The sequence below is a fragment of the Burkholderia ubonensis subsp. mesacidophila genome, from assembly GCF_002097715.1.
GTDB lineage: Bacteria > Pseudomonadota > Gammaproteobacteria > Burkholderiales > Burkholderiaceae > Burkholderia > Burkholderia mesacidophila.
On the sequence record NZ_CP020739.1, the window covers coordinates 511,895 to 525,165 of the forward strand.

The window sequence follows — 13,271 nt, forward strand, 5'->3', positions numbered from 1 at the left end:
CGCGGAACGATGGTCGAACCGCCGGGCAGGCATCAATCATGGCTGTCGTCGAGATAAGGCCAACCCGCGACATTTCTCATTCAGGTTGGAACACTGGAGGGCATCTCACGATGCCTGTGAGCAAAAGAAGCGTGACGGCGCGGCGTTTTGAATTTCCGCTCTTATTCGACAGCAACATCCATAGCAGATCCTCGTTCGGTCGCGCGATCGGAGAAGGAATGAACCAGGAATTGCCCGCGACGGAGGAGCGCAGCCGCCTGCACGGCGGACGGCGAACAGCACAGGTCATATTTGACCGCGACAGCCAACGCATGTTGTACCAACCGCAAATCGCCGCCGTTCTTTGCTCGACGGAGGAGGGTGGCGAGCAGCAATGGCGAGACCCGATCCTGTTCATCCGGCGTGAGCGCGTCGAACTGCCGTCGCCACGAAAGCGTTTCGGCCGCGTCGTCGACGAGATCGATCAGGGCGGCCGCCGCACCCCGATAACGCTGATCCGCGGACACGGAATCGGTTGGCGTGCCGCCGCGCCGCAAAGCCAACGAGCACAGGAACCCCATCACATAGTTTGCGTGATATGACGTCACGAGCGCATATTGCCCCTGCTCGTCACCCGTCAACTTGTCGTATTCGGCCGCAACGAAGTTATAGCCGGGCAGAAACCCCCGTTCGTCCGCCACAGCGGTGAGCCGCCGAAACGCGAATACGGCGGCGGGGCTCCATGGCAGACCGAGCATAGGCCACGTCAGCAGCACCTCCGCCGCGAGATCCAGGTCATCAGTGTCGAGCGCGAACGCAAGCGCGGTCTCGGCATCGAGGACAATCGCGGACAACTTGCGAGGCAGCCTCGGACGGCGATCACCGAAATCCGTTGCGTACATCAGCGCATGCGTAAACGCATAAACGTCGAGCCGGCTCGAACCGAACGCGTCGAGCGCACGGCCCAGCATCGATTGAACGAGAAGCGATCGCTCGCCGCGATCGGGCCGATGCGCGACGCCCCACAAGCGAGCAAGCCACTGCTGTTCCAACTGCCGATGTGGCAGCCGTTCAGGGCCCACCACCGCACCGCCGGCGTGGCACAGCGAAAGCAGATGATCGAGCGTCGCGTCCGGGTAACCCAGCCGGCCGAGAATGATGTGTGCGACCGCATGTTCCAGCGCCCGCCCCGGATCGACGCATAGTGCGCTCGCCACATGCGCGCTCCTCGCGAAGCGATTGATCGGGCCGATGACGGCGTCGACGCATTCCGATATTCGCCGATCGTGATTTGCCGCCCCTTTCGCGCATAAAACGAGCATCGCGGATTCCGCGACGATCTTGTCGCGGTAGGTTGCCTGAAAACCGGGAGTACCCGGATCGTCTCCGTGCGAGGGGCGCGCCTCTTCGATCGACGCAAGCATCTGCGTCGCAATATGAAGGGCGTTGAGGACCCGCCCGACCAGGTCGGGCGAGTCCAGTCGATCCGTCATCCGTGTGGCGCTCCTCGGCGAGGGTGACCGTCCTCTCGCATCGTTCAAGCCTTCAATTCCCGCTCGGATACGCGCTCGATGAATTGCTGTTGATAAGGTTCGGGCGGGATGCAGAAATCGATCAGCCGCCAGTTGATCACCAGCCCGATCGCGTCGCCGGTGGCGGCCGCTCGAGGGCCAAACTTGGCAATGATGGTTCCCAGCGCGTCAAAGTCGACGGCATTGCTTTCGGTAAGCGCCCTGACCACTTCCGCCTGCAGCTCGGTTCGCTTCGTCATATCACCTCCAATGGTTGCTGATGGTCGATCTCGCGGCGGCAAAAATGCCGAATCAAATGTCGCGTAGATAGGAAGTACGAGCGGTTAAGACCGTCTGCAGAGGGTGCCTCTTTCTTCCGCGATGTCGCCACCATGCAATGCATGGAAATTTCCACGGAAATATTCACTCGACCTGTTCTTATCGTTCTGGCCGACGTTTTATCGACAGAGCAGACGGAATTAAAAATAGGCGATCCATCAACGAATGCAAGCCGATTCGAACACGGCGATCGGCCTGACCGCGATCAACCATTTGGAAACGATATTTCAGTAAACCCTTGGCTAAAACACTCCGGAAATTCGCATGCGGTTATCGAGCCGATTCATGAAACGCTCCAGTCACGAAAGAACGAGCACCTTCAGCTGGCTGGGCGACGTGCCCGCGCCACTGGCATTGCCGGTATTCTGCTGCGTCGGGTCGGTCATCCGGGTGACCGGCATCCCGGACAGGATCACCTTGCCCGAGCCCTGCGGATTGCGGGACGTCCCTCCCACGGTTCCCGACGAGACGCCGCCCATCGCCCCGCCTGCATCGCCGCTCGACGACGGAACGACCGTCGCGGCATTGTGAGCGGGGCCGCCGACCAGAATCACGTTCGGAACGTTCGGCACCGCGCCGGCCCGCTGCGCCACGTTCTGATAGGGAACCGGCGCGCCCGCCGGCGGCGTCAGGTTGACGCTCATCGCCATGTTCTTGCCGTCCGCGCTCGAATTCGCAAACATGAATACGTCCTCCTAACCGAGATGAATCTGTCCGGCATCGATCTTCGACAACTGCGCGGACGTGATCAACGTGGTGTTCGCATGCAGCCGCATGGTCCCGGTCGCCGCGTGATCGACATGCGACGCGCGCAGGTGCTCGACGGTTTCCACCGTGCGGAAGCTGCTGCGGCAGGACTGGACGACGCGGTCCATCACCATCTCCAGGATCTTGCCGATCAGCCGGACCGTCCCGACCCGACCGTGGAATTCCGCGCTCGTCATCGTCGCCCGCTCGGACGACAACGACGCCTCCTGCGCCGACATCGCGAGTTGCGCCGTCTTGATCGACACGTGCTCGCCGCTTCGCAGCAGGAGCGCGTCGCGGCTCTTCACGCAGACGTCCCGCGTCGACTCGAGCACGAGGTCGCCGTCGACGACGATGTGCACGCCGTCCGCGTCCGGACGTTCGAGGATCGCGGTCACGTACGTCACATGCGCGCCTCGCTCGTCCGCTCGCGAAATCGCGACGCGATCGCCGGGCCGGGGCTCGACAAGGCAACTGAATGCGCGCCGGCAATGCAGCTTCGCGCCGTCGCATGCCGCGACGAACCTTCCGTCGGGCAGCACGTCGACGATCGTGGCTACCGTTTCCGGCATCACGGGCGAAACGCCGGCGCGCCGTTCTTCGACTGTTGAATACATCTTCCCTCCTTCGATTCAAGACGGTTCGAACCCACGCTGCCTACCGGTCGTCGCGCTCGCGGCGTTCATCCCGGTGCCGCGACCATGCCTGCGCGTCGGCCAATTCGTGATCGCGTTCGATCGCGCCGGGATGCACGCGCCACGCGATATCGGGCGAAATCGCCCCATGAAAACCGGTCCGTTCAAAGCTCGCGTCGTCGAATTCGGCCCCGGTCAGGTTCGCGTAAGAGAAATCGGCCCCCTCGAGACTCGTCCGCGAAAAGCGCGTGCCGTTGCATTGCGCGTGCTGAAGCACGGCCCGGTCCAGTTTCGAGCCGCTGAAATCGACGTGACGGATATTCGCCTGAACCCAGATGCTGTCGCGAAACGCGGCGTCGCGACAGGCCGCGCCCTGCCCGTCGGCCTCGTAGAAAATGCTGTACGGCGCGTCGACGCCGTCGAGCCGCGCCCCCGACAGCTTCGCGCCGTGGAAATTGCAGTACGCCAGATTGGCGGCGGTGAAATCCGCATCGCGCAGATCCGCGCGGACGAACTGGCAGCGATGCATCCGCTGCCCGCGCATCTTCTGGCCGACCAGACTGGATTCGGCGAAGACGGTGTCGTGGAAGGTCGCATCGGTCAGGCGCAATTGCGTCAGGTCGAGCTGGTAGAAGACCACCTTGCGCACTTCGGCCCGCGTGAAATCGGCGCCCGCGAGCCGCGTCTCGCAGAACACGGCGGCCTCGATCCGCCCGTCGTGAAACCGGCAATCGCTCAGGTCGCTCCTGATGCAGCTGAAGCCGTCCGCGTGCGCGCCGCTGAAATCCGTGCCGGCGGCCTGCGTCGCATTCATCACACAGCCGTTCAGATTGCCTTGCGCGACGCTGACGTCGTCAAGGCTGCATTGCTCGAATACGCATTTCGACAGGTCCGCCTGCGTCAGGTCGACGCGTTGAAACCGGCATCCGTTGAACACGGCGTCGACGAACCGCGCGTGTGTCATGCCGGTATTGACGAAGCTGACGCGCTCGAACACGCCTCCAGAGAAATCCAGCGCGTCATAGTGCTCCGAATCGATCACGAGATCCCGGATGACCTGCCCCTGACGGATCGCTTCATGCAGCTGTGCTGCGCTCGTTCTCATTTGCGTGGCTCCGCCATTGGGTACCGCATGGCCTTGTTGAGGTAAGCATCTTCCCAGCGCGTGTCGTCGTCGGTCAGGATCTGCGCGAGGTTCGCGCGAAACAGGTTGGCCCGGCGCAGGTCGGCGCCGTCCAGCGTCGCCCGCCGCATGAATGCGCCGATGAGGTCGGCGTCGCGAAGGTCGGCTTGCGTGAAATCGGTTCGCACGAGATTGCCTCCTTCCACCTTCGCGCCGCGCAGTTGGGCGGCGCTCAGGCATGCGTCGGTGAAGTCGCAGTTGCTGATGTGCGCGCCGCTGAAATCCGCGCCGCCGAGATGCGTTTCGCGGAAATTGACTTCATTCAGCATCGCGCACGAGAAATCGGCGCCGCCGATATCGCAGCGCTGGATGAAGCAGGCCTTGACCACGCTCGCGCGATCGAAGCGAAGCTGGCCTTTCGCCTGCGTGTCGACGATCCCGAATCCTTCGATATCGGCGGACGTAAACCGAACGTCGACGATGGAACAATTCATCAGCAGCATCTTGCGAATCGTCGCACTCGAGAAATTCACATCGTCGAAAGACTGCTCGATGAAAATCAGGTTGCGCAGCGTCGCGTGACTGAAATCGACGGCGTGGAATCGGCATTCGCTGAATCGCGTGTTGTCCAGCACGCCGCCGCTCAATCTGCAATCGTGCAACTGAACGCGCTCGACGATGCAATCGCTCAGGTTGGCCCCGGCGAAATCCGTCTGGTCGCACGCTGCGAGCGACAGGTTTGCGCCTTTCAGGTCCGCATTGCAGAACGTCGCCCGGCTCAGGTCGGCGCGTACCAGCACGGCATGATTCAACGCCGCGCTCGTCAGATCGGTGTCGCTCAGATTGGCGTTCTCCAGCATCGCGCCGGAAAGCTTCGCGCCGCGCAGGTCCATCCCGGAAAGATCGACGCCGGTGAGATCGGCGCCTTCCAGCGATTGTCCTGTAGCGATAGCCGCGGCGACGCGTTCGCGATGTGATCGCGACGCGGCCGTGCTCAACCGCTCCGGCGCTTCCTGATGATGCGCGGATTGCAGGTATAGCTTGCGCAGGCTTTCATCCGCGTCGTGTTGCATTTGCTGCATGCGCGAACGGTTGGCCGATCCGGCTCCATCATCCGGCACGGCGATGCGCTCCGGCGGACCGCGCCGCGCCGCCTTTTCGATTGCTTCGTTCGCCGAATCTTCCTCTCGCATTTTTTCCAGATGGGCGCGCTGCGCTTCAGCCTCCGCCTCCTGACGCTCGACGAACTCGATCAGTTGGTCAGGACGCGGTTCCTCGATCTGGCGGGCCTCCGGGAAAGCACTCAACTTGTCCTTCAGGATCTGCTGCCTCACGCTTTGCGACGCCGCGCCGGACATCCCCGGGAATCCGGGCGACAGATAACGCTCGGGCAGCAGATCCTGATCGCGCAGCGCATAGAGCGCGGCCTTCTCATGCCGGGTTCGCCAGTCGATTACTTGGCGATACCAGTCGGCCGGCCTCGGCTGCCCGCTCGCATCCGCGCCGAACAGCAGTGCCTCCACGTCGCTCGCGTCGAATTCCCGGACCGTCGTGACGCCGTGGTAGATCATCAGCACGCGTTCGCGGTGAGGGATGAACCATGCGGTCGTCAGGCGCAGCGGGATTTCCTCGGGCGTGTCGCTGCCCGCGCGCACGATGAACGAGCGCGCGCGCAGCGCCGGCAGGCGGCCGGTCAGCAACGCATGGTCGGGATGCAGGTGCGCCAGTTCGTAGGCCGCGCCGTCGGGCCATTCGGCCTGCTCGATCCATTGCTGATCGACCGGCGCAATGTTGAAGTAGCGCGGATCGAGCGAGCGCGGAAAGCCCGGGAAATCCTCCTCCAGCCATTGCCGGTCGGGTTCGCCGTACAGGCTCGCGCGCTGCGGCCACGCGGCGTCGACCGGGCAGAAGCCCGCCGGCGCGGGGCGCTGGTCGCGGAAGCGCATCGGGTCGTGCGGAGATTCGATGTTCGGCAGGGGATGCACGTCTTCGCCGGTCGTCGCGATGCCCCGGCCGCGCGGATTGTCGGCGTAGCCCGCGCCGCCGTAGGCGAGATCCCAGTCGAGCTTCAGGCGCTCGAACGGTTGCGGCGCGGTGATGCGCGAGCCGTCCCATTGCCGGTCGCCGGATACCCGCAGCCGCTTCTCGACGCCGTTGAGATGGACACCGACCTCGCATGCCCCACTGCCGCGCGCGTAGGCGTATTTGCCGTATGCGTAGCCGGAGACGAGAAATTCCGGATGCGCTTTCGGCAACGCCATGTCGAGCGTGTAGTCGCCCAGCTCCTCGCCGGCCAGACTCCAGAGCTCCGTGTCCATCAGCAATTGCGGAGCGTCGCCCAACGTCGCGACCATCATCGCCGCGATGCCGAGACGCTCTTCGCCGTGCATCCGGTAGAGGCGCGTCAGCGGGCTGATCCTGAGTGGTTTGATGATTTTCATTCGATATCCCGATTTTATTCAGGAGTCTCGGTCAATAAACAATTTCGATTCCTTTGATGTTGGTTATCTTGCACTTCTTCGCTGTTGATATCGCGACACCGGTATCAGCGACGCTTACACCAGTCTCCGAGATGCTTGCGCCAGTCGCCGAAATACCGCAGCCCTTCGTGTCGACACTCGTTCCCGTATGACTCGTGCTGAATCCGGTGAGACCGACAGACAAGCCGTTCAACGAAACGCTGTTCGCGTTTTTCGAGAAGCTGATTCCGTTGACTTCCGAGCGTGTGTTTCCACTCGTGATCGCCGTGTTGTTCCCAACGACTACGTTGAGGCCGTCGCCGTACCGCACGGACGTTGCGGTGCCTTGCACGGTGCTGTTGGTCGCCGCCGTCTTGCTCGCGAGTGCAGCCGCGATGCTTTGAAGCACCTGCGCAACATTCGCGGCGAGCACCTGTCCCACGCTTTGTAACTGACGCTGCTGCTTCAACGGCTGATATTGCTGCTGTCGTTGTTGCTGTTGCTGTTGCTGTTGCTGTTGGCGCTGCTGCTGTTGCTGAGCCGGCCCTTGCCCGGGAACGGCAGAAGACGGCACGCTCCCCTGCCGAAACAGCGCAATCAACCGATCCAGCGGCGACCGCGTGGACGACACCGGCGGCAACTCCAGCCCCACCAGCGTCAGATGCTTGCCCCCGACCGCGGTCGTCGCATCCCTTTCCACCGACACGTCGAAATTGCGCTGCGCATGCAGCTTGACCTGCTCTTCACCGGGCTTGTCCTCGAAACGCAGCATGTTCGCCTGCTCGCCGCTGCCGGCGGGCGTGCGGCTCAGCATCCCGCTTTGCGTCGCGTGATCCGGCAGCGGCCACGGCGGCATGTGCAGCGCGTTGAACACCTGCCCGGTCACGATCGGCCGGTCCGGGTCGCCGTTCTCGAAATCGACGATCACCTCCGACCCCACCCGCGGGATATGGATGCCGCCGAAGCTGTTCCCCGCCCACGCATACGACACCCGCACCCAGCACGACGCGTTCTGGTCGCGCACCGGCGAGCGGTCCCAGTGGAACTTCAGCTTCACGCGCCCGTACTGGTCCGTCCAGATGTCCTGCCCCTGCGGCCCGGTCACGACCGCCGTCTGCGGCCCGCGCGTGCGCGGCCGCGGCACCGTGCGCGGCGGCCGGAACACCGTGGTCGCGGGCTGCACGACGAACGACGTGCCGATCCGGAATTCGCCCTGCCCCGTCGCGCCGACCGTTTCCACCGCTTCGAACGACGCGCCGAGCACCAGGTACTCACAGTTCGCGCCGCCATGCGGATAGCCCTCCAGCGTGAACGTCGTGCCGCACACGACGTCGCGCACGTTGCCGCCGCCCGACGCGCGCTCCCCTTGCGCACGCACTTCCTCCATCCGCACCCGCGCGAAATGATCGCCGTGCGCCGGGTCCGCATAGTCGCCCGGCCATTCGTAGCGCTCGAGCCCGTTGTGCGCGGTGTCCTGCGGCAGCGCATTCTCGACGCCGAGCCGCGCGTTCGGCTTCTCGAAATCGAAGTCGTTCGTGGTCCAGCGGCCGGACTGGATGCGCTCCGTCGTGTTGAACGCGTCGACATGCTCCATGTCGATCTTGTGCCCGGGCGGGTAGTACCGCAGCGTGCGGTACGCGGCGCTGTCGACGGGCTTGTGCGCGCCCAGGTGATCGACGAGCACCATCCGGTGCACCTTGTTCGAGTGCTCGAAGAACCAGTAGATGCCGTGCTCCTGCATCAGCCGCTGGATGAACGCGAAATCCGTCTCGCCGTACTGCACCTGGTAGACGAGCTTCGGATACCGGCCGCTCAGCCGCTTGTCATAGGAATACGAATACGCTTTCAGCACCTCGTCGATGATCTCGTCGACGGTCTTGTTCTGGAAGATCCGGTAGTCCGAGCGCTGGTCGGCGAGGTAGATCCACGGCTGCATCGTCAGGCGGTAACGGCACTGGCGGTTCAACTGCCCTTCGAAGCTCGCGCCGGTCACGATGCCGCTGATCTCGCGCTTGCCCTGCCCGATATGGGCAGCACCGGAGATTCCCGGCATCCCGGGCACGAACGAGCCCATGCCGTCGAGCTGCACGGTCACGGTCAGCGCCTTGCCGATCATCGCCTTCAGGTCGAGGTTGGCGGCCTGCTCTTCCGGCATCGTCAGGTCCGGCGGGGTCAGGCAGTCGAGCGTGTACGCGTAGATCTCCGACAACGCTTCGTTGCCGTGGATCGCGCCCAGCTGCAGCGCGGGTTCGCCGACGGGCGTCGTCGGCAGCGCGGGACCGCCGACCATCACGGTGCGTGCGGCAGGAACATTCGGCATGACGGAATCCCTCCAGAAACGGTATCAAGCGGTGAAGCGCGCCGAAATGCGCGCGGCGTATCCCAGTGCTGTCATGGCGCGTCGCCGGCCCATAGCGCGAGCAGTTCCGCGGGGATCGCATGCACCACTTCCGCATAGCGCTTCCCGACCAGATGTTCTGCACGCCTGAGCAGCACCGGAACCGGGCTGCTCGGCTCGTGCTGCTCGAACCACAGGCGCGCGTCGCGGATCAATTTGGCCGCGGCGACACGATCCGGCGGTGTCCCGCGCACGCTGGGACGCACGGCATCCGCAACGCCTTCGGCGGGCGCCGGCCACGTTTCGTCCGGCTGCGCGCCGCCGGCGTCCTGCAGCGGCGGCGCGTCGTCGAGCGCCGCGTCCAACGCCATGTCCGCCGCGCGTGCTTGTCGTCCCGCGACGAGCCGAAGCAGCGCTTCGAGCGCGGACAGGTCGGGCGCATATGCGTCGAGGTGGTCGCGACTCCATGCGTCGATCGCGGCAACGCTCGCGAGCGTATCGTCGAATCCGGCCAGCGCCGCCGGCTGCTGCGCGCGCAGCTCGTCGAGCTGGCGCAGCACCGACTCCGGCGCCAGCGCGTCGGCCGCGCGCGGCTGCGCGAACGCGCGTTCGACGTCGCGCATCTGCAGGCGGATCGCGGTCGACCGGGCGAGCGTGATCTCGCGCACGTCCGCGAGCAGGCCGTCGGGGTCGGTCAGCGCCTGCAGCGCATTCATCCGGATCTCCAGCGCGGCGTCGCGATCGGCGTCGACGCCGGGCTGCGGGTGAATCCCGTCCGCGAACGCGGCCAGCCAGCCGGCCAGCAGGCCCGCGCCTTCCGCGAGGCCCGCCGCGCCGCCGAGCCGGGTGCGGCAGCGGGTGAACAGGATCGCGAGGCGCATGTCCTTGCTGCGCATCATCAGCCGCCGGCAGTCGCGCTCGACGTCGTTCCAGTTCACCGGTTCCGGCGAGCCGACGAAGTCGCCGTACTGGGCTTCCGCGCGCGGCGCGACCTTCGCCGCCAGCACGACGAACTCGGGATCGTATTCAAGGTCCGCGCCGCAAGGCGCGGCGGGATCGACCGGCGCCATCCAGTCGTGCGTGTTCGGCGTGCGCGCGGCGGCGGAGCGGCCGGCGTGGGTTCGGTGGTGGCTCATCGTGTTTGTTCCTGCGCGGTGGAATCAGGCGGGCCGCCGTGTCGGGCGAACTGGTCGACATACCGCTCGGGCTCGAAGCGCATGCCCGTCACGGGCTCGCCGGAAGGCGAGCGCCCCAGCCACCCGGACCAGCCGAGCTGCTGCGGCCCGCCGATCACGGCCGGCGGCGCGCCGTTGGGCCGGATGTGCAACTCCAGTTCCCATTCGAATTCGTAGCCGACGAACGCCCGCACCCATTCGACGAGTTGCGGCAGGTCCTCGCCCTGCGGCGTGAAGCGCAGGTAATCGTCGATGTCGAGCGGCCCGACGACGAGGCGGAACTTGTGCTGACGGTCCGGCACCACCTCGCCGAGCAGCGCGCCTTCCGCCATCGTCGACGCGCTGCCCGGCCGGCCCAGGCGGCTGTGTTCGAGCGGGTCCACCGCGATCCAGTGCAGCACGTTTTCCTCGAGCGCGACCGGCACGCCGAAATACCGTTCGAGCGTCATGCGCAGGCCGTCCGGATTGCGCGCCTCGCGCACCAGGTGCGGCGACGCCGACAGCCGCGCATGCGCGGGCAACGGGCGGCGGCCGATCTCGCCGGTGTCCTGGCCGGTGAGGCACGCGACGTAGAACGAGAACCGTTCATCGTCGGGCCGGTCGAGGCCGGCCGCCGCCTGCGCCGACGCCCACGCGCGGTACAGCAGCGTCAGGTAGCGATGGTGGAAGATGTCGAGGAAGTTGCAGAGCGTCGGATCGCGGCGGCTCTCCTCGCGGTCGCGCGCGATCTCCGTCACATGGATCGGCAGCGGCCCGTTCGGCCCGAGCATGCCGAGGCCGAACAGGCGCACGCGGATGCGCCCGGCCGCGTCGCCGACGCTCGCGATCTCGCGCGGCGAGAACGCCAGGCTCGGCTGCTGGCCGAGCCGGAACGGCTCCGCCTGCGGGCGCTTCGCGGTGCCGACCGGATCGATGCGCGGGTCCGCGCCGACGCGCCGCAGCAGCGACAGGAAGCCGTAGCGCCACGGCTCGGCCTGCAGGTGCGCGCGCAACTGCGGCGACAGCGCGGCTTCGGGCACGGCAGGCACGTCGGTCTCGGGCATCGCGCGCATCGTCATGCCCCTCCCCGCGCGCCCATGCGCACCGGCCAGCGGGCGATGCGGCCGCGCTGCACCGAGTGCAGCTCGGTCTGCGTGAAGACGTTGATCGACACGTGTCGCGCCAGATAGTGTTCGAGCACCACGCCGAACAGGTACGGGCTCACGCCGGAAAACCCCGGCTCGTCGACGGTCAGCGCGCATTCGATCCCGCGCCCGAACACGAGCGGCCCCGCGCCGGGCAGCTTGCGGGTCACCGGCCGCGTCTTCACGCCGATCAGGCTCTCGATCTGCCGGCGGTTGTCGGCCTCGTCGCCGGCCGCGAACAGCCGCAGCAGGTCGCGCAGGCCCTGGCCGCCGGGCCGGTGGTCGAGTTCCTCGAGCGGCAGGTAATTGAAATTGAGCTGGCGGATCAGCCGCCACGCCATCTCGCGCTCCGCGAACGGCGGCTTCGGCACGCTCGGCGCGCGGATCAGCCCGACGCTTTTGAGCGGCGCGGATTCGGCCACCGTCAGGTCGTTCACGCCGTCGCGCGGCACGAGACTCGGCAGGTCGCGGTTCGTCACCAGCGCGTCGACCGACAGGTAGCGGATGTCCTCGCCATAAGGCGCCTCGTTCTGGTCGACGAGCGACACGAACATCTCGGTGCCGACGTAGGGCGTGCGCGTGCCGTAGCGGCGCGCCGAATCGGATGCGAGCCGGCTTTCGCGGCGCGTCGAGAAATAGCGGCCGTGATTGCGCTCGTCATCGTTCAGCGTCTGGTATAGCGGCCGGAACTCCAGCTCGGCCGAGGTCGCCGCGACCTGCCCGTACATCGCCTCGACCGAATACACCTCGTAGTCGAGCGGCGCGAGCCGCGCAGGCACCAGGTGAAATTCGGTCTGCCCGGACGACAGCTCGATGCGGTCCGTGTGGCGCGGAAACAGGTTGATCACCGGCGTGCAGAACAGCGCGAAGCGCGACGCATCGACGACGTTCGCGAGCCGCTCGGGCGACTGGTCGAGCAGCACGACGATCTCGACTTCCTGCCCGGTCACGCGGCGCAGGCCCGCTTCGAGCCCCGCCAGCGCGAAGAAATAGAACCGCGCCGGGCACGCGAAGTACTCGTGCAGCAGGTTGTGCCCGTGAAACTTCGACCACGTGAGCGGCAGCAGGCCCTGGTCGGCGCCGAGCCCCTCATGGACGACCGCATCGGCCGTCACCGCGGCAAGCGGCCGGCCCGGCGTCGCGAATTCGCCCGGCGCGCCGGTGATCGTCGCGATGCCGCCCGCGTGCAGCAGTTCGAACAGGTGCGACGCGACCTGGTCGTCGCCCGCCAGGTACAGCGGCAGGCGGTCGAGTCCCTTCAGGTCGGCGATGCGGACGTTGCCGGTCGTGCGCAGCCGCAGGCGCAGCGCGCCGCGCACCTGCGTGCCGGCCGGCACGTAGCGGTCGAGCGCCGGGATGTCGGGCGGAATCCCGGTCAGCCGCGCGTCGGCGATTTCCAGCGGATAGAGCACCACGTCCTGGCTGCTGCGGAACTGGCAGGCGGTCTTCTCGCCGGCCGGCACGCGCGCGGCGAACGCGGTGCCGCGCGCGATCGGAAAGCCGTCCGCGAGATTGCCTTCGGTGCGGCTCGGATACAGGCGCGCGACCGACATCGACGGCGTGGGCGCCACGTAGTTCGGATACAGCACTTCGAGCAGCCGGCCGGTGAAGCGCGGGAACTCCGCGTCGAGCTTGATCTGCATGCGCGCAGCCATGAAGCAGAACGACTCGATCAGCCGCTCGACATACGGGTCGGCCACGTCGCCCGCCTGCATGCCGAGCCGCCGCGCGATCTTCGGGTGCGCGTGCGCGAACTCGGTCGCGAGCTCGCGCATATAGATCAGTTCCTGGTTGTAGTAGTCGAGCAGTCGCGGATCCACTGGATAGCCCCGTTGGTCGTC

At 66.1% G+C, this 13,271-nt stretch carries 10 protein-coding genes; all 10 read right to left on the reverse strand.

What is annotated here, in order from left to right; translation table 11 throughout:
* Window positions 1-161: 161 nt before the first annotated feature.
* Window positions 162-1,472 (reverse strand): DUF6895 family protein, encoded by a 1,311-nt coding sequence (locus tag B7P44_RS34520; protein WP_084910510.1) that lies wholly within the window; start codon window positions 1,470-1,472, stop codon window positions 162-164.
* Between the two features lie 44 nt (window positions 1,473-1,516).
* Window positions 1,517-1,750, reverse strand: coding sequence for a hypothetical protein (locus B7P44_RS34525; RefSeq protein ID WP_084910512.1), 234 nt, complete (start codon window positions 1,748-1,750; stop codon window positions 1,517-1,519).
* A gap of 378 nt (window positions 1,751-2,128) precedes the next feature.
* A complete protein-coding gene (locus tag B7P44_RS34530) occupies window positions 2,129-2,512 on the reverse strand; it encodes a PAAR-like domain-containing protein (protein WP_084910513.1) in 384 nt (127 codons plus the stop codon).
* A gap of 12 nt (window positions 2,513-2,524) precedes the next feature.
* Window positions 2,525-3,193: a DUF3540 domain-containing protein gene (locus tag B7P44_RS34535; RefSeq protein WP_084910515.1), complete on the reverse strand. Its 669-nt coding sequence runs from the start codon at window positions 3,191-3,193 to the stop codon at window positions 2,525-2,527.
* A gap of 40 nt (window positions 3,194-3,233) precedes the next feature.
* Window positions 3,234-4,316, reverse strand: a complete 1,083-nt coding sequence (locus tag B7P44_RS34540) for a pentapeptide repeat-containing protein (RefSeq protein WP_084910517.1) — start codon at window positions 4,314-4,316, stop codon at window positions 3,234-3,236.
* Complete coding sequence (locus B7P44_RS34545) at window positions 4,313-6,775, reverse strand: DUF2169 family type VI secretion system accessory protein (RefSeq protein WP_084910519.1); 2,463 nt, start codon at window positions 6,773-6,775, stop codon at window positions 4,313-4,315. Before B7P44_RS34545 ends, B7P44_RS34540 begins: the two co-directional genes overlap by 4 nt.
* A gap of 31 nt (window positions 6,776-6,806) precedes the next feature.
* Entirely contained in the window at window positions 6,807-9,113 is a 2,307-nt protein-coding gene (locus B7P44_RS34550) for a type VI secretion system Vgr family protein (RefSeq protein WP_084910521.1), read from the reverse strand.
* Window positions 9,114-9,184: 71 nt separating this feature from the next.
* Window positions 9,185-10,201 (reverse strand): type VI secretion system protein TssA, encoded by a 1,017-nt coding sequence (locus tag B7P44_RS34555; protein WP_162296945.1) that lies wholly within the window; start codon window positions 10,199-10,201, stop codon window positions 9,185-9,187.
* A gap of 62 nt (window positions 10,202-10,263) precedes the next feature.
* Entirely contained in the window at window positions 10,264-11,349 is a 1,086-nt protein-coding gene (gene tssG, locus B7P44_RS34560; RefSeq protein ID WP_084910715.1) for a type VI secretion system baseplate subunit TssG, read from the reverse strand.
* 11 nt (window positions 11,350-11,360) lie between these two features.
* A complete protein-coding gene (gene tssF / locus B7P44_RS34565; RefSeq protein ID WP_084910525.1) occupies window positions 11,361-13,250 on the reverse strand; it encodes a type VI secretion system baseplate subunit TssF in 1,890 nt (629 codons plus the stop codon).
* Window positions 13,251-13,271 lie beyond the last annotated feature (21 nt).